The 26,344-nt window shown below is 74.8% G+C and carries 24 protein-coding genes and 1 tRNA gene; 9 read left to right on the plus strand and 16 right to left on the minus strand.

All coding sequences use genetic code 11. From position 1 onward, the window contains the following. Positions 1-107 precede the first annotated feature (107 nt). Positions 108-1,367, plus strand: a complete 1,260-nt coding sequence (dinB, locus tag NXY84_RS16535; protein ID WP_258724135.1) for a DNA polymerase IV — start codon at positions 108-110, stop codon at positions 1,365-1,367. A 64-nt stretch (positions 1,368-1,431) separates the two neighbouring features. Here the strand turns inward: dinB and NXY84_RS16540 are convergent, their stop codons facing one another. The 10 genes from NXY84_RS16540 to NXY84_RS16585 all read right to left on the minus strand — a co-directional run bounded on the left by NXY84_RS16540 (position 1,432) and on the right by NXY84_RS16585 (position 14,300). Beyond that, entirely contained in the window at positions 1,432-2,193 is a 762-nt protein-coding gene (locus NXY84_RS16540; RefSeq protein WP_258724136.1) for a deoxyribonuclease IV, read from the minus strand. Positions 2,194-2,314: 121 nt separating this feature from the next. After that, positions 2,315-2,875 (minus strand): AMIN-like domain-containing (lipo)protein, encoded by a 561-nt coding sequence (locus tag NXY84_RS16545; RefSeq protein ID WP_258724137.1) that lies wholly within the window; start codon positions 2,873-2,875, stop codon positions 2,315-2,317. Between the two features lie 84 nt (positions 2,876-2,959). Beyond that, on the minus strand, positions 2,960-3,811 hold the full coding sequence (locus NXY84_RS16550; RefSeq protein WP_258724138.1) for a DUF3806 domain-containing protein: 852 nt from the start codon (positions 3,809-3,811) through the stop codon (positions 2,960-2,962). Between the two features lie 126 nt (positions 3,812-3,937). Further along, the gene (locus NXY84_RS16555) at positions 3,938-4,885 is read right to left on the minus strand and encodes a DUF808 domain-containing protein (protein WP_258724139.1); all 948 of its coding nucleotides are present in this window, start codon (positions 4,883-4,885) and stop codon (positions 3,938-3,940) included. Positions 4,886-4,997: 112 nt separating this feature from the next. Further along, entirely contained in the window at positions 4,998-6,725 is a 1,728-nt protein-coding gene (locus NXY84_RS16560) for a cation:proton antiporter family protein (protein ID WP_258724140.1), read from the minus strand. A 102-nt stretch (positions 6,726-6,827) separates the two neighbouring features. Then, positions 6,828-8,438, minus strand: coding sequence for a glycoside hydrolase family 64 protein (locus NXY84_RS16565; RefSeq protein WP_258724141.1), 1,611 nt, complete (start codon positions 8,436-8,438; stop codon positions 6,828-6,830). Between the two features lie 295 nt (positions 8,439-8,733). Then, the gene (locus tag NXY84_RS16570) at positions 8,734-10,887 is read right to left on the minus strand and encodes a DEAD/DEAH box helicase (RefSeq protein WP_258724142.1); all 2,154 of its coding nucleotides are present in this window, start codon (positions 10,885-10,887) and stop codon (positions 8,734-8,736) included. A 458-nt stretch (positions 10,888-11,345) separates the two neighbouring features. Continuing rightward, positions 11,346-11,418: transfer RNA gene (locus NXY84_RS16575), tRNA-Arg, on the minus strand. 198 nt (positions 11,419-11,616) lie between these two features. Continuing rightward, positions 11,617-12,279: a hypothetical protein gene (locus tag NXY84_RS16580; protein ID WP_258724143.1), complete on the minus strand. Its 663-nt coding sequence runs from the start codon at positions 12,277-12,279 to the stop codon at positions 11,617-11,619. A gap of 128 nt (positions 12,280-12,407) precedes the next feature. Next, positions 12,408-14,300, minus strand: a complete 1,893-nt coding sequence (locus tag NXY84_RS16585) for a putative bifunctional diguanylate cyclase/phosphodiesterase (RefSeq protein WP_258724144.1) — start codon at positions 14,298-14,300, stop codon at positions 12,408-12,410. Between the two features lie 94 nt (positions 14,301-14,394). Between NXY84_RS16585 and NXY84_RS16590 the strand changes: the two genes are divergently transcribed. After that, positions 14,395-14,862 carry an OsmC family protein gene (locus tag NXY84_RS16590; RefSeq protein WP_258724145.1) on the plus strand — a complete coding sequence of 156 codons (468 nt, stop codon included), beginning with the start codon at positions 14,395-14,397 and terminating at the stop codon, positions 14,860-14,862. Between the two features lie 94 nt (positions 14,863-14,956). Continuing rightward, the gene (locus tag NXY84_RS16595; RefSeq protein ID WP_258724146.1) at positions 14,957-15,796 is read left to right on the plus strand and encodes a hypothetical protein; all 840 of its coding nucleotides are present in this window, start codon (positions 14,957-14,959) and stop codon (positions 15,794-15,796) included. 60 nt (positions 15,797-15,856) lie between these two features. Here the strand turns inward: NXY84_RS16595 and NXY84_RS16600 are convergent, their stop codons facing one another. Beyond that, on the minus strand, positions 15,857-16,492 hold the full coding sequence (locus NXY84_RS16600) for a TetR/AcrR family transcriptional regulator (RefSeq protein ID WP_258724147.1): 636 nt from the start codon (positions 16,490-16,492) through the stop codon (positions 15,857-15,859). Positions 16,493-16,577: 85 nt separating this feature from the next. Here NXY84_RS16600 and NXY84_RS16605 point away from each other — a divergent pair, with 85 nt between their 5' ends. Next, on the plus strand, positions 16,578-16,985 hold the full coding sequence (locus NXY84_RS16605) for a RidA family protein (protein WP_258724148.1): 408 nt from the start codon (positions 16,578-16,580) through the stop codon (positions 16,983-16,985). A gap of 100 nt (positions 16,986-17,085) precedes the next feature. Here NXY84_RS16605 and NXY84_RS16610 read toward each other — a convergent pair whose 3' ends face one another. Then, positions 17,086-18,090, minus strand: coding sequence for an aldo/keto reductase (locus NXY84_RS16610; protein WP_258724149.1), 1,005 nt, complete (start codon positions 18,088-18,090; stop codon positions 17,086-17,088). A gap of 92 nt (positions 18,091-18,182) precedes the next feature. Here NXY84_RS16610 and NXY84_RS16615 point away from each other — a divergent pair, with 92 nt between their 5' ends. From NXY84_RS16615 to rocD, 4 genes are all read left to right on the plus strand, one after another. Beyond that, a complete protein-coding gene (locus NXY84_RS16615; RefSeq protein ID WP_258724150.1) occupies positions 18,183-18,554 on the plus strand; it encodes an MmcQ/YjbR family DNA-binding protein in 372 nt (123 codons plus the stop codon). Positions 18,555-18,580: 26 nt separating this feature from the next. Next, positions 18,581-19,048: an SRPBCC family protein gene (locus tag NXY84_RS16620; protein ID WP_258724151.1), complete on the plus strand. Its 468-nt coding sequence runs from the start codon at positions 18,581-18,583 to the stop codon at positions 19,046-19,048. A gap of 231 nt (positions 19,049-19,279) precedes the next feature. Beyond that, positions 19,280-20,131, plus strand: a complete 852-nt coding sequence (ddaH, locus tag NXY84_RS16625; protein ID WP_258724152.1) for a dimethylargininase — start codon at positions 19,280-19,282, stop codon at positions 20,129-20,131. Further along, complete coding sequence (gene rocD, locus NXY84_RS16630) at positions 20,128-21,366, plus strand: ornithine--oxo-acid transaminase (RefSeq protein ID WP_258724153.1); 1,239 nt, start codon at positions 20,128-20,130, stop codon at positions 21,364-21,366. Before ddaH ends, rocD begins: the two co-directional genes overlap by 4 nt. Positions 21,367-21,536: 170 nt before the next feature. Here rocD and NXY84_RS16635 read toward each other — a convergent pair whose 3' ends face one another. Next, positions 21,537-22,922: a hypothetical protein gene (locus NXY84_RS16635; RefSeq protein WP_258724154.1), complete on the minus strand. Its 1,386-nt coding sequence runs from the start codon at positions 22,920-22,922 to the stop codon at positions 21,537-21,539. Positions 22,923-23,175: 253 nt separating this feature from the next. Between NXY84_RS16635 and NXY84_RS16640 the strand changes: the two genes are divergently transcribed. After that, positions 23,176-23,685, plus strand: a complete 510-nt coding sequence (locus tag NXY84_RS16640; RefSeq protein ID WP_258724155.1) for an Lrp/AsnC family transcriptional regulator — start codon at positions 23,176-23,178, stop codon at positions 23,683-23,685. Positions 23,686-23,777: 92 nt separating this feature from the next. Here the strand turns inward: NXY84_RS16640 and NXY84_RS16645 are convergent, their stop codons facing one another. The 3 genes from NXY84_RS16645 to NXY84_RS16655 all read right to left on the minus strand — a co-directional run bounded on the left by NXY84_RS16645 (position 23,778) and on the right by NXY84_RS16655 (position 26,342). Then, positions 23,778-24,746, minus strand: a complete 969-nt coding sequence (locus NXY84_RS16645; RefSeq protein ID WP_258724156.1) for a universal stress protein — start codon at positions 24,744-24,746, stop codon at positions 23,778-23,780. Positions 24,747-24,871: 125 nt separating this feature from the next. After that, positions 24,872-25,372 (minus strand): HNH endonuclease, encoded by a 501-nt coding sequence (locus tag NXY84_RS16650; protein WP_258727251.1) that lies wholly within the window; start codon positions 25,370-25,372, stop codon positions 24,872-24,874. A 214-nt stretch (positions 25,373-25,586) separates the two neighbouring features. Beyond that, complete coding sequence (locus NXY84_RS16655) at positions 25,587-26,342, minus strand: C40 family peptidase (protein ID WP_258724157.1); 756 nt, start codon at positions 26,340-26,342, stop codon at positions 25,587-25,589. Positions 26,343-26,344 lie beyond the last annotated feature (2 nt).

Raw genomic sequence — 26,344 nt, forward strand, 5'->3', positions numbered from 1 at the left:
ACACGACCGGACGCGGCGACGGACCGGCACGCGGACTCCGCGGCCGCACGACCGGATCACCCGGTCGGACCCTCGTGTTCGAACACGTGTTCGACTACCTTGGGAGCATGCCCGTGGGCGGCGCGACGATCCTGCACGCTGATCTCGACGCGTTCTACGCGTCGGTCGAACAGCTGCTCGACCCCGCCCTGCGCGGCCGCCCGATCGCCGTCGGGGGCGGGCCGAACGGCGGCGTCGTCCTCGCGGCGTCCTACGAGGCCAAGGCGTTCGGGGTGCAGGGCGGCATGCCCGGCTGGCGCGCGGCGAAGCTCTGCCCGGCGCTGACGTTCGTGCGTGGGCACTTCGGGGAGTACCAACGGCTCGGCGACGCCGTGATGGAGGTGCTGCGCGACATCACGCCGCTCGTCGAGCGCATCTCGATCGACGAGGCGTTCCTCGACGTGTCGGGTGCGACGCACCTGTTCGGACCGCCCGAGACGATCGCCGCCCTCGTCCGCGAGCGTGTGCGCGGCACCATCGGCCTGCCCATCTCGGTGGGCGCCGCGCGCACCAAGCACCTCGCGAAGATCGCGTCGCAGGTCGCGAAGCCCGACGGGCTCGTCGTCGTGCAGCCCGGCACCGAGCGCGAGTTCCTCGACCCGCTGCCCGTCGGGCTCATCTGGGGCGTCGGGCCGGTGCACCAGCAGCGCCTCGCCGAGCGCGGGATCCGCACGATCGGCCAGCTCGCCGAGACGCCGTCGTCCGCGGTCGAGCACCTCCTCGGGCACGCCGTCGGCCAGAAGCTCACCGCGATGGCGCACGACGAGGACCCGCGCCGGGTCGTGACCGACCGCCGCGCACGCTCGGTCGGCGCGCAGTCGGCCCTGGGCCGGCGCACGCCCGAGGTCGAGGACGTCCGGGCCGTGCTCGCGCACCTCGCGGACCGGGTCTCGCGCCGGCTGCGCGCCAAGGACCGTGCGGGCCGCACGATCACGGTGCGCGTGCGGTTCGCCGGCATGACGTCCGTGACCCGTTCCCGGACGCTGTCGCAGCCTGTCGCGAGCACGCTCACGCTCACCGAGGTCGCCGAGCACCTCGCCTGGTCCGCGATCCACGACGCGCCGCCCGGCACGGAGATCACGCTGCTCGGCATCTCGGTGTCGAACGTCGTCGACCAGCTGGTCGTCCAGCCCGAGCTCGACCTGCGCCCCGAGGACCCGTGGCGGCCGGGGTCCCCGACGGGCTCGGCGCGGCGGGCCGTCGACGGGTCGATGGACCGGATCCGGACGCGGTTCGGCGGCGACGCGGTCGGCTACCTGCCCGCCGTCCTCCGTCGCGGGGCCGCGGTGCCCGACGAGTTCCGCGAGCTCGCGGAGCACGACCTCTGAGCGACCGCTCCCCGCATGTGGGCGACGGTGGCCCGTCCGCCGGCCCCACGTCCCGGCTCCGCGGTCAGCCCGCGAGCGCCGCCCGCAGGAACGCGATGTCCTCCGCCTGCCGCTCGGCCGGCGTCTCCACGACCGCGTCGCACCCGGCCTCCCGCACGACGTGCGCGATGAGCTCGGGCGGGATCGTCCCCGTCGCGAAGTTCGCGTGCCGGTCGCGGCTCGACCCGGCGGGGTCGCGCGAGCTGTTCGCGTGCACGAGGTCGATGCGGCCGGTGATCGCCAGCACGCGCTCGACGACCGTCTCGAGGTCCTCCCCCGCGGCCCACGCGTGGCACGTGTCGAGGCAGAAGCCGACCTCGTACTCCCCGATCGCGTCCCACAGCATCGCGAGGCGGTCGAGGGTCCGCGCGCACGCGTTCTCGCCGCCGGCGGTGTTCTCGACGAGGACCGGGACGGGGAACGTCGCGCGCTCGAAGGTCTTGCGCCAGTTGTCGACGCCGACCGCGATGTCGTCCCCGTCGGCGACGTGCCCGCCGTGCACGATCAGCCCGCTGACCCCGAGGACCGACGCGGCCGCGGCGTGGTCGGCGATCATCTTGCGGCTCGGGATGCGGATCTTGTTGTTGGTCGACGCGACGTTGACCAGGTAGGGCGCGTGCGCGTAGAGCCGCAGGTCGGAGCCGGTGAGCGCCTCGGCGTCGTCGCGCGGCACCGGCTTCTTCCAGCCCTGGGGGTTGGCGAGGAAGAACTGCACGGCCTCCGCCTCGACCTCCCCGGCTGCGGCGACGGGGTCGTCGTCCCGGACGTGTGCTCCGATCAGCGCCATGCGCGGTCCTTCCGTCGGCGGGGTCTCGCGCCAGGCTAGACGCTGCCACCGACTCCGCGCCGTGCGCGGCGCTGCCTCGCGCCCGCTCGGCAGGCGTGCTGCGCTCAGCGACCCGGTGCGCTCAGCAGACCCGGTGTCCCTCGGCGCACCACCGGTGCCCGACGTCGACCACGAGCCGCGAGCCCTCGCCCGGCCCGGGCAGCACGAACGCCCGGAACGGCAGCCGGGCGCGGACCCCGAGCCCGATCGTGGTCACGCCCTCGTAGCTCCCGACCCACGCGACGTGCCGGAAGGTCCGGTACGACGCGGTGTCGACGAGCGTGCCGGGCCCGACGAACCAGGCGTCGGTCGCGATCGCGGGCACCCGGGCCACGACCTCGAGCCGCGCGTTCCCCCGCACGGGCACCACGGCACCGCTGCCGTCCTGCACGAGCTGGTCGACGTACCGCACCGACCAGCCGGTGAGCGGCGCGTCGACGTCGAGCACGAGCCGGTCGAAGCACGCGTGCCGGCCGGCCCGCACGTCCACGAGGGTCCCGGCCGACATGTCGCCGGCCGACCGGGCCTCGGAACCCCACACCTGACCGCAGTACGGGTGGGCGGCGGCGCCGGGGGCGACGAGCAGCTGGCCGCCCGCCAGGAGCAGGAGCGTGGCGAGGATCGCAGAGAGTCGACGGCGCATCGGTGCACCCCCTTCGTCCTCCCACGGTCCGCCTGCCCGGGCACGGTGTCAACGGCCCGTCGGCGCACGCGAGCGCGGGACCGCTCAGAGCAGCGGCGCGCCCCGGTCGACCGTGACCGTCTCACCCACCGGGGCCGTCCGGCCCGGCACCGGGGAGTACCGCTGCGCGAGCACCACGCTCGACCGTCCGGCCTCGGACGCCTCGACGAACAGCGCGTCCTCGCGGGTGCCGTCCGCCGTGAGGTACCCGTCCCACGCCACGGCGGCCCGCACCGCGCCCGACGCCCGGACGTGCTCGCGCGCACGCTCGACGGACTCGCCGAGCTCCCCCACGAACCGGTGGAGCGCCCGGGCACCGTCCGCGTCCTCGACGAGGCAGAACGGGATGAGCGGACCGCCCTCCGGGACGATCGAGCGCACCGCGTGCGCGAGCGCGAAGGACGCGAGCGCCTCGACCTCGGGCGACGGCTCGGTCGACAGGTCGGTCAGGCGGCCCACGAGCCAGTCCGCGAACTCGGCGACCCACCCGCGCTCACCCGCGTACCAGCGCTTCGCGACGGCGTCGCGGGGGAAGATCGTGGCGCTCAGCGGCGGCGGCAGCACGACCGCCGGCTCGCGACCGTGCTCGTCGACGGCGACCGCCCAGCGCGCACCCGGCACGCGGGCGCAGACGGCGTCCCCGAGCGCGACGCCGACGGCGTCGATCGCCCCCGTCGGGTCACCCGACCCACCTCCGGTCGACCAGGCGTCGAGCGCGTCGTCGTACCGGCGGCCGATCGCCTGCGGGTCCGTCGCCGACGCACCGGCCGGGAGGGATCCCCGCACGCGATCGAGCCACGCCAGGTCCGCCGGCCCCAGGTCGAGGACCTGGGGCTCGCCCGCGGCCGCCGGCGGCGGTGCGGGGGTGCGGTCACGGTTGCGTCGGAAGAAGCCCATGCGAGCATGTCGACGCGTCGGGCCGGGGACTTGAGCGGCGCTCGGGCGCCCGTGCGAGCGACCGGGCGGACGGTCTGCGCCCGGCGGGCCGCCGCCCCGGCTGCGACGTCAGTGCCTTCGGTGCCGTCAGTGCGCGGCGCCCGCGTGCTTCTTGCGCGGGATCACGTGCATGATCGCGACGACGACGGCCCCGACGACGAGCCCGATGAGCGCGGACGCGAGCGTGTTGACCAGCCAGGCGAGGAAGCCACCGATGCCGCCGACGTGGTGGACGGCCTCCTCGGCGTGGTGCACGAGGTCGTACAGCCCGTGCCAGCCGAGCTCGTCGACCCCGACCAGCAGGATGTGCCCGCCGACCCAGAGCATCGCGACGATCCCGACGGTCGAGAGCACCGCGAGCACCTTCGGCATGGCCTGCACCAGGAAGCGCCCGAACGACGCGACGCCGCCGCTCTTGTTCTGGGCGAGCTTGAGCCCGATGTCGTCCATCTTCACGATGAGCGCGACGACGCCGTAGACCATCACGGTGATCGCGAGCGCGACGACGATCAGGATGAGCGCGCGCGACACGAGCGGCTCGTCGGCGACCTCGTTGAGCGCGATGACCATGATCTCGGCCGACAGGATGAAGTCGGTGCGGATCGCGCCGGCGGTCATCTTCTTCTCGGTGTCCGGGCCCTGCACGACGGCGGGGGCCTCGTCCTGGTGCTTGCCGTGCCCGCTGACGAGCTCCCAGATCTTCTCCGCACCCTCGAACGCCAGGTACGTGCCGCCGACCATGAGGATCGGCGTCAGCAACCACGGCAGGAACTGACTGAGCAGCAGCGCCGCGGGCAGGATGAACAGGAGCTTGTTGCGCAGCGAGCCGATCGCGATGCGCCGGATCATGGGGAGCTCGCGGTCCGGCGTGAAGCCGCTCACGTAGCGCGGCGTGACCGCGGTGTCGTCGATCACGACGCCCGCCGCCTTCGCGCTGGCCCGGCCCGCCGCCGCTGTGACGTCGTCCACCGACGCCGCCGCGAGCTTCGCGAGCGCCGCGATGTCGTCGAGCAGTGCAGCCAAACCGCCGGGCATGGGGTCTCCCTCGTTCGTGGTGCCGTGGGGGCCTAGCGTGCCACCCGCCGGGCGTGGCGGCGCGTTCGTCCGGCGACGAGCGGCGCCGGTGGCGGCGACCGGCGCCACCGGCTCAGTCGGCGCCCTTCGGTGCGGCCTCGGGCTCCTGCGCCTCGGGGTCCGGGACCAGCACCTCGGGGTCGTGCGCGCGCGCGGCCTTCCGGTGCAGCAGCACCTCGGGGTCGTGCCCCCGCGCGGCGTCCCGGTGCAGCAGCACCTCGGCGGCGTGGTCCGCGAGCGCGGTGCCCGCCGAGCCGTACAGGTGGAACACGGCGTCCGCCCCGTGCCGGCGCAGCTCGTCGACGTCGTCGTCGTAGCGCGCGACTGCCGCGACCTTGCCCGTGAAGCCGGCCTTCTGCAGCCGGGCCAGCGCGATGAGGTTGGCCTTGTGGAACGGCATCGCGAGCACGACCATCTGCACCCGGCCTGCTCGCCGCACGCGCGTCCAGAACTCGACGTCCGTGGCGTCGGCGCGCAGCACGTCGAAGCCCCGCGTCGTGAGCTCGCTGACCCGCGCGGGATCGTGCTCCACGCCGACGACCGACAGGCCGTACCCGTCACGCAGCTGCTCGTACGTCGCGGCACCGATCCGCCCGAGCCCGAGCACGAGGGCGTCGGAGTGCCCGACGTCGACGAGGCGGTCGTCGGGGTGCAGCTCGTGCGTGCTGTGGTGCGGCAGCAGCTTGACCATCCTGCTCGCGAGCTCGACGCCGCGACGGTTGACGAGCGCGGACACCGCGAAGCTGATCGCGACGGCGAGCGAGACGACGACGACCCACCGGTCGTCGAGCAGGCCACCCGAGGCACCGACGACCGCGACGATGATGCCGAACTCCGAGAAGTTCGCCAGCACGAGCCCGGTGAGGAAGGCGGTCCGCCGCCGCAGCCGCATGGCCCAGAGCAGCACGGCGTAGAACGCGACCTGCAGCGGCAGCACCGCGAGCAGCGCGACCGCGAGCAGCAGCTCCGTGGCGCCCGGCCGCCCGTGCAGGCCGATCTGCAGGAAGAACGCGACGAGCATGAGGTCCTTGAACGTCATGAGCGACCGCGACATCTCCGACGCCCCGGGGTGCTTCGCGAGGAGCACGCCCATGACCAGCGCCCCGAGCTCGCCGTGCACGCCGGCAGCCTCGAACAGGCCCCAGCCGACCGCGACGGCGACCGTCACCCCGAACAGCGCCTGCAGCTCGCCGTGCCCGATGCGGTCCCAGATGCGGTGCAGCGGCCACGCGGCGGGGACGACGAGGACGAGCGCGAGCGCCCACGGGCTCGGCACCTCGCCGCCCGAGAGCGCCATGAACGCGACGGCTACGACGTCCTGCATGACGAGCAGCCCCACCGCGATGCGCCCGTACAGCGACGTCGTGTCGGAGCGGTCCTCGAGCACCTTGACCACGAACACGGTCGACGAGAACGACAGCGCGAAGCCGACGAGCGCGAGCCCGCCGAGCGGCTCGTCGGCCACGAGCGCGGGCCCGACGAGGGCGAGCAGCCCGAGGAAGCCGAGCGTGACGGCGGTCGACAGCACGATGTGGACGCTCGTCGTGAGCCAGATCTCGCGGCGCAGCAGCGTGCGCGCGTCGAACTTCAGGCCGATCGCGAACAGGAGCAGGACCACGCCGAGGTCGGCGACCTGCTCGAGCCCGTCCGGCGCAGGCGCCCCCATCGCGCCGAGCGCGAACCCGGCGACGAGGTAGCCGACGAGCGGCGGGAGCCGCACCCCGGTCGCGAGCAGGCCGCCGACCACGGCTGCCGCGAGATACAGGCCCAGCTCCATGCGCACCCCCAGTGGTGCGGACATTGTCGCGCACGCACGATCGGGTGCACCCGGGTCGCCGGCACGACGAACGCCGCCCGACGACGGTGCTGTCGTCGGGCGGCGTCATTCGTGCGGCCGTGCCCGTCAGGCGCCCGGGACCGACCAGCGCTGGGCATCGTTGCTGTAGCAGGTCCAGATCTGGATCCGGTTGCCGTTCGCGCTCCCGTTCGCCGGGTTGTCGAGGCACTTGCCCGACGCGGGGTTGCGGTAGGAGCTGCCGTCGCGGACCCAGGTCTGGTTCGACTGGCCCGGGTTGCAGTCCCACAGCTGGACCTTGGCGCCGTTCGCCGTGCCCCAGTCCGCGATGTCGATGCACTTGCCGAGCGCGCGCAGCGTGCCGTCGGTGCCGAACGTCCAGCGCTGGGCGTTCGTGCCGTTGCACTCCCAGAGCTGCACCGCGGTGCCGTTGGCGCTGTTGGCGCTCGCGACGTCGAGGCACTTGCCCGCGACGCCGGAGGTCACCGCGCCGGTCCCGCTCGTCGCACCGCCACCGCCACCGCCGCCGCCCGTGCCCGCACCGAACGGGGTGAGGTCGATGCGTGCGCTGCGCGGGTCGCCGTCGTGCACGAGCGACTCGAACGCGCCGACGTCGTCGAACGCGAACGCGTACGCGCGCCCGTCGGTCATCGCGGCGTGGATGACGCGCCCGTACAGGTTCGGGGGCGTGGAGCGGTAGAACTGGCCGGCGTCGAGGACCGGCTCGGTCGAGCTCGCGCCGAGCGTCCCGCGGAACAGCGCGGCGCACAGCGTGCGGGCGATCGGGCCGACGACCTGGTCGTTCGGCGCGTGCAGCGCACCGTCGCAGCCCCAGACGTCCGAGGACGACGGCCGCGCGAACGCCGCGACCTCACGGCCGGACGTGTCGGTGAAGCGCAGCGTCGTGCCGGACGTGCGGCCCGTGTAGCGGACCTCGGGCCGGTCGCCGAACGGCTGCACCGTGAGGGTGCGCGACGTGTACGCGTTCCACGCCGACGCGATGTAGCCGTCGAGGTAGGTCGCGCTCAGCAGCCCCGCACCGGCGGCCTTGCCGGGGGCGAGGACGCGCAGGACGGTGCCGTCGGCGCGGGTGACGACGCTGCGCGCGAACGCGGGGTCGGCCCGGAGCGCGTCGATGATCTGCTGGCGACCGTTGGGGACGAGCTTGCCCGTCGTGCGCGTGGCCCCCGAGGCGCCCGTGACGCTCACGGAGTGCGGGACGGCGAACATGTCGACCTGCGAGCTGTTGAGCCACAGCCCGGACTCGTTGTAGGTGAGCTCGCTCCAGTCGAACAGCATGTCCCGCGTGGGGTCGCCCGCCGCCCACGGCGCGGGCTGCACGACGCCGCCCGGCGTCAGCGAGAACGGCAGCTTCTGACCGAACGAGAAGTAGATCCGGCCCGAGAAGCCGCGCGGGACCTGCACGGTGACCGCGCCGCCGTTGGCCGGTCCGGCGATCGCGCTGTCCGGCGCGGGCGAGGGCGGGTTCGAGCCCGCGGGCCAGGCGCGGAACGTGCCGCCGCCGTCGACCCAGCCGAGCTGGCCGGTCGCGAGGTTGGTGCCGAGCACGTGCACGAACACCTGCTCGCCCCGCCCGGACTGGTTCGCGACCGTGATCGGCAGCCGGTCCGGCCCGAGTGCGGCGGCCGGTGCGGCGGCCCCCATGACGCAGACGGCTCCCGCGACCAGCGCGGTCAGCCACTTCCGAAGTTGATGCATCGTCTTCCCTTCGCCCCCTGGTGGGCCCGCGCGCCGTCCAGCACGCAGGAACGGGCGCGCGACACTGCGCACCCGGACGCGGCGGCGCGACCGGAGAGGCCGGCACCGCCGGGCAATTGGTTAGTGATCCTGACATACAGGTCAGTAAGCCGCCACCGCCCGAAGGTGTGGACGGTTTTCCGTTATCCGGAGCGCTCGTCGGCGTCCGTCGGCCACCGCGCCGTCGAGGCGCCCGACGGCCGGCGCGGCCGCGACGCTCGCGGGTGCGCGGTCCTCCGGCGGAGTCGCGGGCGACTCAGCCCATGCCCTCCGCGGCCAGCGCGTCCGTGAGCAGCGCGACCAGGGCTTCGAGCTGCACGTCCGTCGACGACGAGCCGTCGTCCTCCCCCGCGCCGTCGAGCGCCCGTGCCGCGAGCCCCGACTTGCTGTCGATGAGCTCGGCGATCTTCGCGTCGATGGTCTGGGCGGCGATGATCCGCCACGCCGTGACCGGCTCGGTCTGGCCGATGCGGTGGATCCGGTCGATGGCCTGGGTCTGCTCGGCGTCGGTCCAGGACAGCTCCGCGAGCACGAGGTTCGACGCGACCTGGAGGTTGAGCCCGACGCCGGCGGCCGTCAGCGAGCACACCACGATCTGCACGTCGGGGTCCTCGACGAACGCCTTGATGTTCTTCGCGCGCACCCGCGGCGTCTGCTCCCCGCGGATGGAGGCGTGCTTGATGCCGCGGTCCGTGAACGTCTGCTCGGCCTGGTCCATGACGTCGACGTGCTTGGCGAAGAACACGACCTTGCCGACGTTGCGCGCGAGCTGTGCGGCGTAGTCGGCAGCGAGCCCGGCCTTCGCCTGGCCGATCCGGCGGACCATCGTGAAGACGTTCTCGCCGCCCGCCTTCGAGCTCGAGTCCTTGAGCTCGGTCGCGGCCACGCGGCGCGCGAGCTCGAGGTCGATCCCGTCGGGGACGCCCTCCGCCGCGCGCGACTCGATGACCGACCGGTAGCGCTCGACGAGCCGACGGGACAGCGCGGCCTCCGCGGCGCGGATCGAGCGGCCCACCGCGCCGTCGAGCTCGACGGGGAGGTCCGCGACGCGGCGCGCCGGGATGTCGGCGACCACGTCGGCCTTGCGCCGACGCACGATGCCCATCTCGATCACGCTGGCCCGCGCCTCCGCGTAGAACCCGGGGTCCGCCGGCGTCAGCCCGGTCTCCTCGAGCGCCGTCATCAGCGCGCCGAGCGGCTGCTTGTCGTCGATCCAGCCGAGCAGCTGCCAGATCGCCCGGAAGTCCTCGATGTCGTTGATCAGTGGCGTGCCGGTGAGCGCCATGAGCAGCGGCCGGGCGACGCGCTCCCGGATCCGCTCCGAGAGCGACAGCACGTGCCGCGAGCGCAGCGAGGTCTTGTTCTTGATGAAGTGCGCCTCGTCGACGACCATCCCGCGGAAGCCCAGGTCACCGAGCCAGCCGACGTGCCGGTCCAGGAGCTCGTAGTTCACGATCACGACGTCCGCGAACCCGTCGACCTGCTCCCCGTCCCCGTGCACGACCGTGGCGCGCCGGTGCGGCATCCACATGCCCACCTCGTGCGCCCAGTTCGTCTTGACGACGTTCGGGACCACGACGAGCAGCGGGAACGCGTCGGCGGCCTGCGCGGCGAGCAGCGCCTGCGCGGTCTTGCCGAGCCCCGGCTCGTCGGCGAGCAGGAACGTGCGGTGACCACGGGCCGTCGCGGCGACGACCTGCGCCTGGTGCGGCATGAGCTCCCGGCCCAGCGGGACGCGCACGGCGCGGGGCTCGGGCAGCGGCATGCACGCGGGCGCGCCGGGGGCGGCCTCGGCGAACGACCGGAACAGCGGCTCGAGCAGCTCCCAGCCGGCCAGACGCCGGGGACGGGCGGCCGTCCGCTGCGCCGCGGCCTCGAAGTCCGGGGCGAGGAACGGGTTCGCGAGCTGGCGCGAGAGGACGGAGCGGGGAACGACGCGGTTCTCGGCGCCGGGTGTCGGCGCGGGGGGTGCGACGGGCTCGGGCTCCTCGGGCGGCTCGATCCCGCCGGCGCGCAGGACCGTCGCCTTGAACGCACGCGCCGCGTCGGTGACCTTGGCGTCCTCGGCGAGCAGCGCGAGCAGCGACGTGTCCCGGGCGGCGGTCTTCGCGAGCATCGTCGCGACCCCGTCGAGCCGCTTGAGCTCCTGGGTCCGCTTCGCCTCGGTCAGGGTCGTGTCGGCCTTGAGCCGCGTGCGCTCCTCGCGCACGAGCAACGCCACGACCTGGAACTTCGTGCGGATCGCGGGGCGGGTCGGCGGCCGCTGCACGGCGCTGTCGACCTCGCGGGCGACCCCGGCGAGGACCGGGATCAGCCCCTCCTCCGTAGGGCGCTGGGCGCCGCGGCGACGCTGGGCGGGGGCGGGCTCGGGGCGCGCACGACCGGACCGGCGCTGGCCTGCTCGGGCCACATGTCCTCCTTCAAGCGTCCGCAGTGCAGGTGTCTGCACCGCACTGCACTGCGTCGGCGACCGCGATCGCCGACACAGGGTGCCGCGCCGCCCCGGTCGAGCCGGGACAGGTCGGCCGCCGCTCCGCCGCGAGGCGGACCGCACGCGCACGTCGGGTGCGCGACGCAGGTCCGCAGGATGCGGCCAGCGGCGGCGGTCCGGGCGTCGTCACGACGGCCGGGCTCGCGGGCGACGACCCCCTGCGCTCGACGGGGGTCGGTGCGGGAGTCGTGCGTCCGTCCGGGACGGGCCGACCGGCGTCGACCGCTGGGTTGTCCACGTACCCCGACAGACTATCCGCATCGCGAGACAGGTCGCGGACGGATCGCCGACGACGCGTCGCGGGCCGTCGAAGCCACGCCGACATCTGCTGTCGTCGCCCCAGTTGCCGAGTTGTCGACCCGCGCGTGGAGCGTCGGTGCGCCTGGGCAGATTCGAACTGCCGACACCCGCTTTAGGAGAGCGGTGCTCTATCCCCTGAGCTACAGGCGCGGGGGCCTCCGTCGCACGGACTGCCGCGGCGGGACGCCGACGAGCCTACCGGCTCACCTCGCTCCGCTGCCGCCCGCGACGAGGCGCACGGGCGCCGCCCGTCTCACAGCGTCCCGAGCGAGGCCACGGCCTCCTGCCGGAGCTCGGGAACAGCGGCGGCGATGTGCACGAGGTCACGGTCGTCGTGCAGGACCGTCGTCAGCCCGCCGTGCAGTAGTACCCGCTCGCGATCGCCCCCACCGTGGCCCCCGCCCCCTCGTCCGGCGCGACGACCGTGTAGCCGCCATCGTCGTCCCGGGTGTACCACCACCGCTCGCCGCCCGGCTCGCCCTCGCCTCGGACCGCCGCGGGGTAGAGCTCCGTGATGCGCTCCTCCGGGTCGCCGATCCGCAGGCCCTCCGCGGTGGCGGACGCGGGATCGCCACCGTCCTCGTCGTGCAGGGACCAGCCGCCGACGTACGGGTCCGTCTCGCCGCCCTCGGGGTCGGTGGTGAGCACGAAGAGCCGCAGACCGGGCCAGGCGAGGAACCGGCCGGGCTGCCCGGCCGGCTCGCACGCGTACTCGGCGTCGAGCGTCTCGGGGCCCGCTCCGAGGCGCTCGGTCAGGTACGACACGACGTCGGCCTCGGGTGCGTTCGGCGGGAAGTCGTCGATGCGGCCCTCCGGGTGGAACGTGAGCGCGGCCGGCGCGGGCGTCGGGGTGGCGGTCTCCGTGGCCGGGGCGGAGGGAGCCGGCGACGCGGTCGGCGCGGACGTCGGCACGGGCGCCGGACCGGGTGCGGTGCAGGCCACGAGCGACCCCGCCGCGAGCAGGGCGAGCAGCGCGACGCGTGCGGGGCGGCGGGGCGTGCGTCGGATCATCGTCGGCTCCGTGAGGGTCGTGGGTGATCGGGCCCGCGCCCGGGGCGTGCCGCGCGGCGTCGCACCGAGGGGCCGCGCACACCGTAGCGAAGTACACGCGACGGGGAGCGTCGCTCGACCGCGACGCCTCAGCGCCCCACGACCTCCCCCGCGAGCAGCGCCCCGAACGCCTCGCCGGTCATCGGCCGCCCGAACAGGAATCCCTGCGCGTACTCGTAGTCGAGGTCGGAGAACCGCTCGCGCGACGCGTCGGTCTCGACCCCCTCGGCGATGACCCGCAGCCCGAGCGCGGTCCCGAGGTCACGGCACGCGCGCAGCACCGGGGGGTCGTCGCGCAGCGTGATGTCGATCTTGAGGGCGGCGAGCGGCAGCAGGCGCAGCGCGGCGAGCGACGAGTACCCGGTGCCGAAGTCGTCCAGGGAGAACCGCACGCCGTGCGCGGACAGGCGGCCGATGTTGCCGACCGTGACGGCGCTCTGCGCGAGGGCGGTGTGCTCGGTGATCTCGAGGCTGAGGAACGTGAGCGCGACGTGGTGCCGGTCGGCGCTGGCGCTGACGCGCTCGGCGTAGTCGCTGCCCTGGAGCTCGTGCGCGGAGACGTTGACGGCGACGGTGATGTCGGGGCGCACCTCGCGCCACGTGCGCAGCGCCTCGAGCGCGTCGTCGAGCACGCGCTCCCCCAGGCTGACGATGAGCCCGGTGCCCTCCGCGACCTTGATGAACTCCTCGGGGCTGACCTCGCCGAGCACGGGGCTGGTCCAGCGCGCGAGCGCCTCGGCGCCCACGATGGCGCCGGTCCGCAGGTCGACGATCGGCTGGTAGACGGTGCGGAGCTCGTCGGCGTCCCCCGCGCCGGGCGCGCGCTCGAGCGCGCGGCGCAGCCCGTTCTCCATGCTGAGCTGCCGCGTCACGGACTCGCGCAGCGCCTCGTCGTACACCTCGACGAGCCCGCGCCCGCGCCCCTTCGCCTGGTACATCGCGGCGTCGGCGTCGCGCAGCGCGTCCTCGGGCCCACCGTCGGCCTCGTGCAGCAGCGTCATGCCGATGCTCGCCGAGACGTAGAGCTCGTGGCCGTCGGCGTCGACGGGCTCCCGGAGCGAGCGCAGCACGTGCCGCGCGATCGCGACCCCGTCCTCGGGCGCCGCGAGGTCCTCGCAGATGACGACGAACTCGTCCCCGCCGAGCCGCGCGACGGTGTCGTGCCCCCGGAACGCCCGGACGAGCAGGCGCCCGACGGCCCGCAGGAGCTCGTCGCCGACGTGGTGGCCGAGGCTGTCGTTGACGAGCTTGAACTGGTCGAGGTCGATGACCATGACGCACACGTGCGTGCCGTTGCGCTCGGCGCGGGCGACCGCGTGCGGGAGCCTCTCGGCGTACAGGGCACGGTTGCCGAGGCCGGTCAGGGGGTCGTGGACGGCAGCGTGCTCGGCCTGGGCCGCGAGCTCGAGCGAGGTGCGGCGCATCGCGACGAAGGCGTTGAGCAGGACGCGCGTGCACAGGGCGAGGACCCCGACGGTCAGGACGAAGACGGCCGCGGGGCCGACGACGAGGTGCGGTTCCGCGATGCCGGCCATCGCCGCGCCCCGCAGAATCATCGCCACGCCGAGCACCGCCTGGAGCAGGGTCACCGGCAGCGCGACGCGCAGCCGGAACAGCGACCAGACGAACGGGATGTCCCAGAACAGCAGGACGGACAGCGCGTTGGGCGGCACGGGCGACGTCGCCGCCATGAGCCCGACGAGCGCGATGTTGAGCCCGATGAGGACCGCGACCGCCCACGGACCCCGGGAGCTGTCCCGGGTCCGGTACAGCCACAGCCCGAGCACCAGGTAGAGGAGGCCGACGGCGAGCCACGGCACCGGGCGGCGCTCGGGCGGGTTCATCACGCCGACGCCCAGGTGCAGGGCTGCGGCGGCGACGAACAGCACCGACAGCAGCCGGTTCGTCAGGGGGCGGCTCGTGAGGGAGACGTCCGTCCGTGCCCAGCTCACCTCGCCCCCCGACTCTCGTGAGACCTGCATCGTGGCACCCGCGCCCGGCATCGGCCACCGTCCGGAGAGCGCGCCGCGGGACGGCGCTCGCACCGCCCCCACGGGTGCGTGGGAGGATTCGGGGATGACGTCGGAGATCGTGCCCGGAGCCAGCCTGCCCGCGACGCCGGAGGCTCCGCCGCCGGTCGAGCTCTGGGTCGAGCGCACGGGACGCCGCACGTACACCGGCCGCAGCTCGCGGGGCGCCGAGGTGCTGATCGGACCGGCCGAGGCCGGCGCGGTGTTCACCCCCGGTGAGCTGCTGAAGATCGCGCTCGCGGGCTGCTCGGGGATGAGCGCCGACACCGCGCTCGCGCACCGCCTCGGGGACGACGTCGAGGTCACCGTGCGCGTCTCGGGGCTGAGCGACCCCGAGGAGGACCGCTACCCGGCGCTGACCGAGGAGCTCGTGGTCGACCTGAGCCCGCTCGACCCGGCCCAACGCGAGCGGCTCATCGCGGTCGTGCACCGGGCGATCGACCTGCACTGCACGGTCGGGCGCACGATCGAGGCCGGCGCCACGGTCGAGCTCACGGTCACCGGCGAGCGCTGAGCGAGCGGTCCGGCCCCGCGACCACGATCCTGTACCGAGGTACCCGCCCGGCCACCCCCAGCCGGTGCGGACGACGCGAGGAGAGGTGAAGCGGATGGGACTGCGCCGCCGATCGAAGGACGTCACGACGACGGACTGGGCCGCCCAGAACGGGTACGCCACGCCGCCCGGCACCACGGTCGACACCACGAAGCCCGACCGGCCGAGCACCGTACGACGCAAGGGCCTCGCCGACGGCCTGCTCGACCGGGCCGTGACGATCCCGTCCGAGCGCATCCACGCGCACGTGGACTCGCTGCGCCGGCGCAACCCCGAGGCGTCCCCCGCGCAGATCATCGGGATGCTCGAGAAGGAGTACCTCCTCGTCATCCAGGGTGCGGGCGGCGCCGTCGGCGCCGCGGCGGCGGCTCCGGGCGTCGGCACGGGCGTCGCGTTCACGCTCACCGCGAGCGACGTCGCGACGTTCTTCGCGGCGTCGTCGGCGTTCGCGCTGGGGGTCGCGAGCGTGCACGGCATCGACGTGCAGGACACCGAGCGCCGCCGGGCCCTGCTGCTCGCGACGGTCCTGGGAGAGCAGGGCGGGGAGATCGTCGGCGACGCGGCCGGGGTCAGCGGCGTGCACTTCGCGCGGACGCTGCTCACGCGCATGCCCTCGGGCACCGTGAAGAAGGTCAACTCGACGCTGACGAAGCGCCTCATCCGCCGTCAGGCCGCGAAGCAGGGTGGCCTGCTGTTCGGCCGGCTCCTGCCGTTCGGCATCGGCGCGGCGGTCGGCATCGCAGGGGCGCGCGCGCTCGGCAAGCCCGTGATCGAGGGCGCACGGCTCGCGTTCGGGGAGCCGCCCGCGCGGTTCCCGCAGATCGTCGAGGTTGTGGAGACCGGCGGGACGCCGCGGGTCATCGAGGCGCAGGGCCCGGGGCGCCTGGGCCGCTGACGCGGCCCTCGTCCGACCGCGGCGTCGAGCCCGCGAGGCGGCGGGCCGGCGGGAGGTCGCTCACTCCTGCGCCGGCTCGCCGTCCCGTGCGAGCTCCGCCCAGCCCTGCTCGACCGACGCCCGGCACCGCTCGGGCTCGTCACCGACGCTCACGAGCAGCGCGGTGAGCATGGGGACGCCGTGGTCGAGCGTCGCGCGCGGCAGCGGCCCGGTGGCGACGAGCGACACGAGCCCGTGGCCGAGCGCCCAGCTCTGGATCGCCAGCGCGAGCGGGTCGGTCTCCGGGCGGAACCTGCCCGCGTCACGCGCGCGCCGCACGCCCTCGACGAGGTGCTCGAGCGTCGCGTCCGCCGCCGCCAGGTCCTCGAGGTCGACGCTGGCGTCGAACATGACCCGGTACAGGTCCGGGTGGTCGAGCGCGTGCGCGAGGTAGCCCGCGACGAGGGCGGCGAGGTCCCGCACGGGGTCGCCGGACGGGGTCGTCGTGGCGAACCGGGCCTCGAGCCGCGTGAAGCCCTCCTGCCGGAGCGCCTTCCAGAGCCCGTCCATGCCGCCGAAGTAGGTGTAGACGGCCATCGTCGAGACGCCGGTCCCGGCGACGAGCGACCGCAGGGTCACGGGCTCGCGGGCGCGGAGCATGCGTGCCGCGCGCTCGAGCAGGAGCGTGCGGACGGCGGGGTCCTTGGTGCGAGCCACGACCCCGAGACTACATAGCATTTCAATGCTATGTTTTGTGGGTCGGGCCGGATCCCGCCCGACCCCGTCCTCCCGAGGAGAGATCATGGCCGTGACCCTGCGGAACCCCGACGGACTGCCGAAGCCGGACTTCTACCACCAGGTCTCCGTCGCGACGGGCTCGCGGCTCGTGTTCGTCGCCGGACAGCTCGCGAGCGACGCCGACGGTGCGCTGGTCGGCGTCGGCGACCTCGCTGCCCAGGTCGAGCAGTGCTACCTCAACGTCGGCACGGCCCTCGCCGCCGCCGGCGCCACCTTCGCGGACGTCGTCAAGCTGACCGTCTACGTCGCCGACCCCCGCCCGGGGCAGATGCCCCAGTTCTTCGAGGGCATCTCGCGGGCGGCCGAGAAACTCGGCGTCACCCCGCAGGCGCCGCTCACCGGCGTCTTCGTCGCCGCCCTCGCCGACCCCGACGCGCTCGTCGAGATCGAGGCGACCGCCGTCGTCGACTGAGCCACTGACGACGGGGCGACCGCACGACGAGGGGCCGCACGACGAGGGGCCGCACGCGACGTGCTCCGCGCGCGGCCCCTCGTCGATCACCTGGTGCGGTTCACCAACGGCCGTGCACGTGCTCCCGGACCGACCGGTCGTAGACGTCCTCGAGCGCCGCCAGCGCGTCCGCGTCGAGCGGTGCGAGCGCGGCCGCGGCGGCGTTCGCGCGGGCCTGCTCGGCGTTGCGGGCTCCCGGGATCACGGTCGAGACACCGGGCTGGTCGAGGATCCACCGCAGCGCGAGCTGCGCGGTCGTCGCGCCGGGGGCCACCCGGCGCCCGATCTCCGCCACCTCCTGGGCTGCCGCGACGCCGACCTCGAACGGCACGCCCGCGAACGTCTCGCCGACGTCGAACGCCTCGCCCTGGCGGTTGTACGTGCGGTGGTCGTTCTCCGCGAACTGCGTGCTCGCGTCGTACTTGCCCGAGAGCAGGCCGCTCGCGAGCGGGACGCGCGCGATGATCCCGACGCCCGCGTCGAGCGCCGCGGGGAGCACGCGCTCGAGCGGCTTGCGGCGGAACACGTTGAGGATGATCTGGACGCTCGCGACGTTCGGGCGGGCGATCGCCGTCAGCGCCTCGTCGACCGTCTCGACCGAGACGCCGTACGCCGCGACGCGCTTCTCCTGCACCAGCGTCTCGAGCGCGTCGTAGACCGCGTCGCGCGAGTAGACCTCGGTCGGCGGGCAGTGCAGCTGCACGAGGTCGAGCGTGTCGACGCCGAGGTTCTCGCGCGAGCGGTCGTTCCAGGCCCGGAACGCGTCGAGCGTGTACGCGTCGGCGTCGTGCGGGGCTGCCCGGCGGCCCATCTTCGTCGCGACGGTCGGGACCTCACCGCCCGCGGCGCGCTGCGCCTGGAGGAACTTCCCGACGAGCCGCTCGCTGCGCCCGTCGCCGTACACGTCGGCCGTGTCGAGGAACGTCACGCCCTCCGCGACCGCGGCGTCGAGCACCGCGAGCGCGTCGTCGTCCCCGACGTCGCCCCAGTCGCCGCCGAGCTGCCAGCAGCCCAGCCCCACCACGCCGACCGACCGTCCCGTCCTGCCCAGCACACGCGTCTCCATACGGCCGACGCTACCCTGGGCTGCGCGGACGAGCAGGACCGACGCAGCGTCGCCGGCCTCGTCCCAGCCCGCCCCGGTCCTCAGGAGGACACATGGAGCACCCCCGGATGTACGACGACGGCGACCCGCTCCTGGCGCACGTGCGTGACGTCGCCGCACGTTTCCCGGAGTCCGTCGAGGTCGAGGCCTGGGGCCGCCCGACGTTCCGCGCGGGCAAGAAGATCTTCGCGGTCTACGGGTCGAGCGGTACCGACGAGCCCGCGCTGATCCTCAAGCCGGACCCCGAGGAGCGGCCCGCGCTGGAGCAGGACGAGCGGTTCTTCTCGCCGCCGTACTTCGGCCCCGCCGGGTGGCTCGCGCTGCGCCTGGGCACGGGGGTCGACTGGGACGAGGTGCGGGAGCTGCTCGACTCGTCCTACCGGCAGGTCGCGCTCGTGCGGATGCTCCGGGCGCTCGACGCATGAGCGGCTCCCCCGGCGGACCTCCGCACGTGAGCGACGCGCCCCGCGGACGCGAGGTCGCCGTGAGCCGCGTCCTGCCCGTGAGCGCCGCCGCCGCGTGGGACCTGCTCCTCGAGGGCCGCAACCACGAGCGGTGGATCCCGCTGACCCGCATCGACCTGCCCGACGGCCCTCTGCGGCTCGGTGCACGCTTCGAGGCGACGTCGGGCCCGTTCGCCCGGCGCGGCGCCCCCGGGCTGCTCGACCGCATGCGCCTCGACCGGTTCGAGCCCCCGAGCACCGACCGTCCCGGGGAGGCGCTGTTCACCAAGCTCGGGCCGCTCCTGCTCGGCGACTCCACCGTGCGCGTGGCCGACGCCGGCCCCGGGCGCGCGCGCGTGACCTGGTCGGAGCGCGTGGTCCTCGCGGGGCCGGTGCCCGCGGGAGCGGTGCTCGCTCCGGTGCTCGGGCTCATGCTGCGGTTCGCGCTCGCGCGGATCGCGCGCGAGCTGCGCTGACCTGCGGCGAACCGAGGGAGCCCGCGCAACGAATCGCCGCAGAACCGCGGCACGGCGCAACGAACCGCACCCGGACGCGCAACGCGGCGTGCCAGGTCGACGCCCCGGCGGCTCGTACGCTCGAAGGGTGCCCGGCCCGAGCACCACTCGGGCCTCCGGACGCGCCGGGCCCACCCCCCACGGCCCGGCGCGTCGCCCCAGCCCCGCGCTGACCCGACGCCGAGGAGCCCGATGTCCGCCACGCCCGCGACCCCCACGACCGAGCGCACCGCGACCCCCCGTCACTTCCTCATGTGCGAGCCCGTGCACTACACCGTCTCCTACGAGATCAACCCGTGGATGGACGTCACGCGCCACACCGACGCCGGTCTCGCCGTCCGCCAGTGGCGCTCGCTGCGCGACGTGTACCTCGACCTGGGGCACACCGTCGAGACGATCGACCCGATCGAGGGCCTCCCCGACATGGTCTACGCGGCGAACGGCGCGACGGTCGTCGACGGCGTCGTGTACTCGGCGCGGTTCCGGTACGCCGAGCGCGGCCCCGAGGGTCCCGCGTACCAGAAGTGGTTCGCCGACCGCGGCTACGTGACCCACACCGCGTCGGAGATCAACGAGGGCGAGGGCGACCTGCTCGTCGTCGGCGACGTCATCCTCGCGGGCACCGGCTTCCGGACCGACCAGTCCGCGCACGACGAGGCGGCCCGGCTGTTCGGCCGCGAGGTCGTCTCGCTCGAGCTCGTCGACCCGCACTACTACCACCTCGACACCGCGCTCGCGGTGCTGTCGAGCGACCCGGCGGACCCGCAGGTCGCCTACTACCCGCCGGCGTTCTCGGACCGCTCGCGCGAGCTGCTCGAGCGCGTGTTCCCCGACGCGATCCGGGCGACCGAGCGCGACGCGGTGGCGCTGGGCCTCAACGCGGTCAGCGACGGGAAGAACGTCGTCGTGGCCCCCGGCGCCGTCGACCTCGCGGCGGCGCTCACCGAGCGCGGCTGGAACCCGATCCCGGTCGACACGAGCGAGCTGCTCAAGGGCGGCGGCGGCGCGAAGTGCTGCACGCTCGAGATCCGCGGCGCGCGATGACCACGACGGCCCCCGCGGCCGCCCCCGGCGCGGCGCACAGCGCCGGGAGCGCCCCGACGCTCGCGCAGAACTACCACCCGCTCCCCGTGACGCTCGCGTCCGGCTCGGGCGCGTGGGTGCGCGACACCGCCGGGGCCGACTACCTCGACCTCCTGGCCGGCTACTCGGCGCTCAACTTCGGCCACGGGCACCCGGCGCTGCTCGCCGCGGCGCACGCGCAGCTCGACCGGATCACGCTCACGTCGCGGGCGTTCGACCACGAGCTGCTCGGGCCGTTCGCCGACGCGCTCGCCGCGCTGGCCGCGCCGCACGTCGTGGGTCCGCCGATGGTGCTGCCCATGAACACCGGCGCGGAGGCCGTCGAGACCGCGATCAAGGCGGCCCGCAAGTGGGGCTACGAGGTCAAGGGCGTCGCGCCGGACCGGGCGACGATCGTCGTGGCGTCCGGCAACTTCCACGGTCGGACGACGACGATCATCTCGTTCTCGGACGACGAGGACGCACGCACCGGCTTCGGGCCGTACACGCCGGGCTTCCGCCTCGTGCCGTACGGCGACGCGGCGGCGGTGCGGGACGCGATCGACGAGACCACGGTCGCGGTGCTGCTCGAGCCGATCCAGGGCGAGCAGGGCGTCGTCATCCCGCCGGACGACTACTGGCCGGCCGTGCGCGCCGCGTGCGACGACGCGGGCGTGCTGCTCGTGGCCGACGAGATCCAGTCGGGGCTCGGGCGCACCGGGACGACGTTCGCGTGCGAGCTGTGGGGCGTGCGCCCCGACCTCATGACGCTCGGCAAGGCGCTCGGCGGCGGCATCGTGCCCGTCTCCGCGGTCGTGGGCCGGGCGGACGTGCTCGGCGTGCTCACCTACGGCACGCACGGCTCGACGTTCGGCGGCAACCCGCTCGCGTGCGCGGTCGGCCTCGCGGTCACCGGGCTGCTCGCGACCGGCGAGCACCAGGAGCGGGCCCGCACGCTCGGCGTGCACCTGCGCGAGCGCCTGCAGGGCCTCGCCGACGACGGGCTCGTCGAGCGCTTCCGGGCGGTCGGGCTCTGGGCCGGCGTGGACGTCGACCCGGCGCGGTTCACCGGGCGCGAGGTGTGCGTCCGGCTGCTCGCGCAGGGCGTGCTCGTCAAGGACACGCACGGCTCGACGATCCGGCTCGCGCCGCCGCTCGTCATCTCACGCGACGACCTGGACCTCGCGCTCGACCGGCTCGCGCTCGTCCTGCGCTGAGCCGGTCCCGCCGGTCGGCGACGCACCCGCCGGGTCGGCGACGCGCCCGCCGCACGACGAGGGCCCCGGACGCACGTGCTGCGTCCGGGGCCCTCGTGCGTCCGCGTCGGTCCGTCCGGCGCCGGGGCCGCGCGCGCCGGGTGGTGCGGTGCCGGGTGGTGCGGTGCCGGTCAGCTGAAGGACATCGCCGTGAACAGGCGCCCGTTGAGCGTCACGGCACCGATCGACACGTGCGAGGTGCTGGACAGCAGCCACGCGTTGTGGCCGGACGAGTTCGCGTAGGCGGAGATCATGGCGCTCGCGCTCGCGGGCTGCACGTAGCCGACGATGTGGTCGCGGCCGCTGTGCCAGATGCGCCACTGGGCCGCCATGTCCGCCGCGTGGTTCGCGAGCGAGCTCGACCCGGACACGCTCAGCGGACCCAGACCGTTGGCCGCACGGTGCGCGTTGATCGCCTCGCCGAGCCCGCCCACCCCGTACGACTCGACGCCGGCGGCCCAGCCCCCGGCGGTCTCGGCCGGCGCCGCGGCGGCGGCCGGCGCGCTGCCCCCGGAGGCGGCGCGCGGGGCGGCAGCCTGCCGAGGTGCACGGGACGTGGGGCGCGCGGTGGCACGCCGCTCGGCGGCCTGGGCCTCGGCGGCCGCTGCGGCCTCCGCGGCGGCACGCTCGGCAGCGATGCGGGCGTCCTCGGCGGCCTGCCAGGCGGCCTGCGCCTCGACCGCGGCCTGCTGCGGGGCGGCGACGGCGGCAGCCGCCGTGCGCAGCGTCTCGACGTTCGTGCCGCTGCCGGTGGTCGCGGTCGCCGCGCCGAGCGCGTCGACGGCGGCCTGGAGCGCGGCCCGGGGCGCGTCGCCGGCCTGCGGCGTCGCCGCCAGGACGCCCTGCGCGGCCTGGGTCACCGCGGCGGCGTCGGCGAGGGCTGCCGCACGGAACGCGGTGGACGACGCGAGCTCGACGGCGCCCGCGCGCTGGTCCAGGAACCGGACGTCCGCCGCGCGTGCGGCGGTCTCGGTCGCCACGCGGTCCTGCGCGCGGGCGAGCTCGGCGGCCCGGGCGTCGAGCTGCACCTTGACGACGATGCCGGCGACGAGCGCGCCGAGCACGAGCGACACGGCGCCCACGACGAGCGCGGTCCGGACCCGGCGACGCCGCGCAGGGGCGGCGGGTGCTGCCGGCGCGAGCTGCGGGGCTGGGTCGGTGGCGCGCGCGTCGTCGGTCGCGGTCGCGGTGTCGGGCGTGCCGACCGCGGGGGCCTCGGCCGGGGCGATGCTCTCGACCGCGGGAGCGGGAGCCGGCGAGGGGACGAGCGGGGTCACCGCGGGCGCGGTCGTGACCGAGGCCCGCGCGCCGGACGCGGCCTGGTCACCGGTCGCCGGAGCCACGTCGCGTGCCGCCGTCGCCGGAGCCGCATCGCGTGCCGCCGTTGCGCCGTCCGGCGTCGCCTCGTCGGGCGCCGCGGTCACCGCTGCCGTCGCGTCGGGCGCGACCCCCGCCGCGCCGACCTCGCGCTGGGTCGGGATGGTGCCGAGCCGTCGGTCCTCGCGCACAGTCGCCATGGGTGCCCCTGCCTCTCGTCGAGCACGACTTTTGCGGAATTGCCACCTGGACGCAAGACCGGATGCGCATTGTTACGGCTATATGTCGGGTTTGTTCCGCGCTGCCCGGAAAAATCGTTCCTCGGCGTATTGATTCGTGAGATCACGCGATCCGAACCATTTGGTCGTGAACGCCCCTTCCTCGACGTCGCCGGCGCGTGCCCGAGCGCACCCGCCGCGGCCGGGCGCGCGCCCGGTGCGGGATGATGAGCGCGTGCCACCCGCCGCTCCCTGGGACCGCCCCGCCGACACCACCCCGCCCGCCCCGCTCGACGGCCTCGACACCGCGATCCTGCGCGAGCTCGCGGTCGACGCCCGGGCGAGCTACGCGGAGATCGGTGCCGCGGTGTCGCTCTCGGCGCCCGCGGTCAAGCGTCGCGTCGACCGGCTGCGCACGCGCGGCGTCGTCCGCGGGTACACGGTGCTGCTCGACCCGGCGGCCCTCGGCTGGGCCACGGAGGCCTTCGTCGAGCTCTACTGCCACGGCTCGACGAGCCCGGCGACGATGCGCGCGGCGGTCGAGAACTACCCGGAGGTCGTCGCCGCGAGCACCGTCACGGGCGACGTCGACGTCGTCCTGCAGGTCCGCGCGCACGACATGCGCCACCTCGAGCAGGTCGTCGAGCGCCTCGCCGCCGAGCCGTTCGTCGCCCGGACGCGCTCGACCATCGTCCTGTCCGCGCTGCTGCGCCGGCCCGACGTCCCTGCGGCCCCGCCGGCGTGACCCGACCGCCTGCCTGACAGGGCCGGGCGCCGACGACCCGGTACGGACGACCAGCGCCCACCTGGCGCACCGCCCGTCCCGCGCCCTGCCGGCTAGACCCGACGCTCCGGCGGCACCTCACCGGTCCGTTCCGCGAACTGCTTGCACCGGCTCGTCACGACCATGACCGGGCACACCGCGTGGTGCAGCACCGCCTGGCTCGTCGACCCGAGCAGCAGTCCGGCGAACCCGCCGCGCCCGCGCGAGCCGACGACGATGAGGTCCGTGGCGGTCGAGAACTCCGTCAGCAGCTCGGCGCCCGTGCCGTCGAGCACGTGGCGGCGCACCGTGAGCCCGGGGTGGTCGGCGAGCGCGCGGTCGACGACGACGTCGAGGCCCTCCGCGGCGTCCGCGAGCACCTGCTCGTGGTCGACGGCCGCGGGCAGCCACGCGAGGATCCCGCTGCCGGCGCCGACGGGCACGCCGGCGACCGCGGTCAGCTCGGCGCCCCACACCTCGGCCTCGCGGAGGGCGCAGCGCAGCGCGAGGTCCGCCTGCGGCGACCCGTCGATGCCGACGACGATCCGCCGCACCGGCGCGACCGGCTCGAGCGGCGCGTCGTCGGGGACGACCCGGGACGAGTCCGCCCCGCGCAGGGGCACCACGACCGTCGGGCAGGACGCGTGCGCGGGGAGCGCCGAGGACACCGTGCCGAGCAGGCGGTCCGCGAAGCCGCCGCGCCCGCGCGTGCCGACGACCGCGAGCGTCACGTCGTGCGACATCTCGACGAGCACCCCCGCGGCGTCACCCGTCGCGACCGTCGCGGTCGCCGGGACCCCCGACGGGGCGACCCGCGCCTTCGCCTCCGCGAGCACCGCCCGGGCACCTTCCTGGATCGCGGAGTCGTCGAGCGCCGCGTAGCCGCCGTCGAGCGAGGCGGCCGTGAACGACGGCAACGAGTACGAGCACACGATGTGCAGCCGGCGTCCGTGCGCCTGTGCCTGGGCGGCGGCCCAGTCGAGCGCGTGCAGGCTTGCCGCCGAGCCGTCCACCCCCACGAGTACGACGTCGTCGCGCGTCATGGCCCGCACCTCCTGGTCGTCACGGCACCCAGTCTGCCCCCGATCATGCCTCGACCGGAAACTTTCGGGAGGCGTTCTTGGGGGGCGCTTGGCGTGCAGGACGCCGGTCGGCGAGGAGCCGACGCTCAGGCGACGAGGTACGCGCTCCACGTGGGCTCGTCGACGTGGGAGCCGGCCATCAGCGCCGCCAGGCCGCGCGGCGCGCGCGGGACGAACGGCAGCTCCCAGCCGATCTCGTGCAGCAGCCGGTCGGCCTTGCGGTGGTTGCACCGGCTGCACGCCGCGACGACGTTGGTCCACTCGTGCCGGCCGCCGCGCGAGCGGGGCTGCACGTGGTCGACCGTGTCCGCTCCCCCGCCGCAGTACGCGCAGCGGTGGCCGTCGCGCTGCAGGACCGTGCGCCGCGTCGGGGCGACCGCCTTGCGCATGGGGACGTGCACGTAGCGCGTGAGGCACAGCACGAGCGGCAGCGGCAGCGAGGTGCGTTCGGAGTGGAGCTCACGCCCGTCGGTCTCGAGGATCGACGCCTTCCCGGACATGACGAGCGTGACGGCGCGGTGCACGCTCACGACGCAGAGGGGTTCGAGACTGGCGTTGAGAAGCAGCGTCCGGTGCGTCACGGGCATCAGCACGGCGGGCTCCTGTCCAGATCGGTGGACCCACCTGGCTGGTGGGTCCCTGGGGGAGTGCAAGCGCGACCAGAGTACGCGGCGAGCAGCGCCGCGTCCCTCGACTTTCGCACGTGCGCGGCGTGAACGCCCGGCGACTTCCGGACGTACGTCCAGGGCCCCCTGCGCGCGACGGCGTGCAGGGGCCCTGGAGGAGCGGTGCGGCGGTGGCTCAGCCGATGCGGATGAAGACCGGCGAGCTCTGGTAGATCGTGCGGAACTGCACGGTCTTGCCGGGCGACGGCGAGTCGATCTGGTCGTTGCCACCGGCGTAGATGCTGATGTGCCCGGGGCTCCAGATCAGGTCGCCGGGGAGCGCGTCGGCCCGCGAGACGACCGTGCCGGCCCCCTTCATGGCGGACGACGTGCGCGGGAGCGAGATGCCGAGCTGGGCGTACACGTACCCGACGAAGCCGGAGCAGTCGAAGCCCCCGGGGGTCGTGCCACCCGCGAGGTACGGGGTGCCGACGTAGCGGGCGGCGATCTCGAGGACCGCGTTGCCCGACACGGACTGCGGGATCGGGTTGTTGACCGTCGCGGCGGCGGTGCGCTCGGCGCTGCGGCTCGCGGCGGTCCGTGCGACGCGGGTCTGGGCGACGGGCTTCGGGGCCACGGTCACGGCAGGGGCCTCGAAGGACCACGCGGCGTCCACCGGGGACGAGACGACCGGCGAGGTCTGGAGCACGGCGCGCGCCGACGCGGTGAGCGCGGAGGTGTCGACCGCCGGCAGCGCACCCGCGGAACCGGCGCCGGGGGCGGCACCCGCAGGGCTGATCATCGTGGCGACGAGACCGCCCGACGCGGCGACGATCGCGGCCCCGCGGCCCACCGCACCCATCGAGTCGGACGCCGCGGAGGCGAAGTCGGTCAGCGGTGTAGCAGGGCGTCGTGCAGAACGGTGCCGCGCGCGCGTCATGCTCTCGGTCACTG

It is taken from the genome of Cellulomonas sp. NS3, from assembly GCF_024757985.1.
Lineage (GTDB): Bacteria > Actinomycetota > Actinomycetes > Actinomycetales > Cellulomonadaceae > Cellulomonas_A.

Coding starts and splice junctions, on each gene's coding strand:
- NXY84_RS16645 (WP_258724156.1), bottom strand. CDS start 24,746: ATGACGCGCGACGACGTCGTACTCGTGGGGGTGGACGGCTCGGCGGCA.
- ddaH (WP_258724152.1), top strand. CDS start 19,280: ATGTCCGCCACGCCCGCGACCCCCACGACCGAGCGCACCGCGACCCCC.
- NXY84_RS16560 (WP_258724140.1), bottom strand. CDS start 6,725: ATGTCCGCACCACTGGGGGTGCGCATGGAGCTGGGCCTGTATCTCGCG.
- dinB (WP_258724135.1), top strand. CDS start 108: ATGCCCGTGGGCGGCGCGACGATCCTGCACGCTGATCTCGACGCGTTC.
- NXY84_RS16545 (WP_258724137.1), bottom strand. CDS start 2,875: ATGCGCCGTCGACTCTCTGCGATCCTCGCCACGCTCCTGCTCCTGGCG.
- NXY84_RS16635 (WP_258724154.1), bottom strand. CDS start 22,922: ATGGCGACTGTGCGCGAGGACCGACGGCTCGGCACCATCCCGACCCAG.
- NXY84_RS16590 (WP_258724145.1), top strand. CDS start 14,395: ATGACGTCGGAGATCGTGCCCGGAGCCAGCCTGCCCGCGACGCCGGAG.
- NXY84_RS16585 (WP_258724144.1), bottom strand. CDS start 14,300: ATGCAGGTCTCACGAGAGTCGGGGGGCGAGGTGAGCTGGGCACGGACG.
- NXY84_RS16540 (WP_258724136.1), bottom strand. CDS start 2,193: ATGGCGCTGATCGGAGCACACGTCCGGGACGACGACCCCGTCGCCGCA.
- rocD (WP_258724153.1), top strand. CDS start 20,128: ATGACCACGACGGCCCCCGCGGCCGCCCCCGGCGCGGCGCACAGCGCC.
- NXY84_RS16610 (WP_258724149.1), bottom strand. CDS start 18,090: ATGGAGACGCGTGTGCTGGGCAGGACGGGACGGTCGGTCGGCGTGGTG.
- NXY84_RS16550 (WP_258724138.1), bottom strand. CDS start 3,811: ATGGGCTTCTTCCGACGCAACCGTGACCGCACCCCCGCACCGCCGCCG.
- NXY84_RS16595 (WP_258724146.1), top strand. CDS start 14,957: ATGGGACTGCGCCGCCGATCGAAGGACGTCACGACGACGGACTGGGCC.
- NXY84_RS16615 (WP_258724150.1), top strand. CDS start 18,183: ATGGAGCACCCCCGGATGTACGACGACGGCGACCCGCTCCTGGCGCAC.
- NXY84_RS16650 (WP_258727251.1), bottom strand. CDS start 25,372: ATGCCCGTGACGCACCGGACGCTGCTTCTCAACGCCAGTCTCGAACCC.
- NXY84_RS16605 (WP_258724148.1), top strand. CDS start 16,578: ATGGCCGTGACCCTGCGGAACCCCGACGGACTGCCGAAGCCGGACTTC.
- NXY84_RS16555 (WP_258724139.1), bottom strand. CDS start 4,885: ATGCCCGGCGGTTTGGCTGCACTGCTCGACGACATCGCGGCGCTCGCG.
- NXY84_RS16565 (WP_258724141.1), bottom strand. CDS start 8,438: ATGCATCAACTTCGGAAGTGGCTGACCGCGCTGGTCGCGGGAGCCGTC.
- NXY84_RS16580 (WP_258724143.1), bottom strand. CDS start 12,279: ATGATCCGACGCACGCCCCGCCGCCCCGCACGCGTCGCGCTGCTCGCC.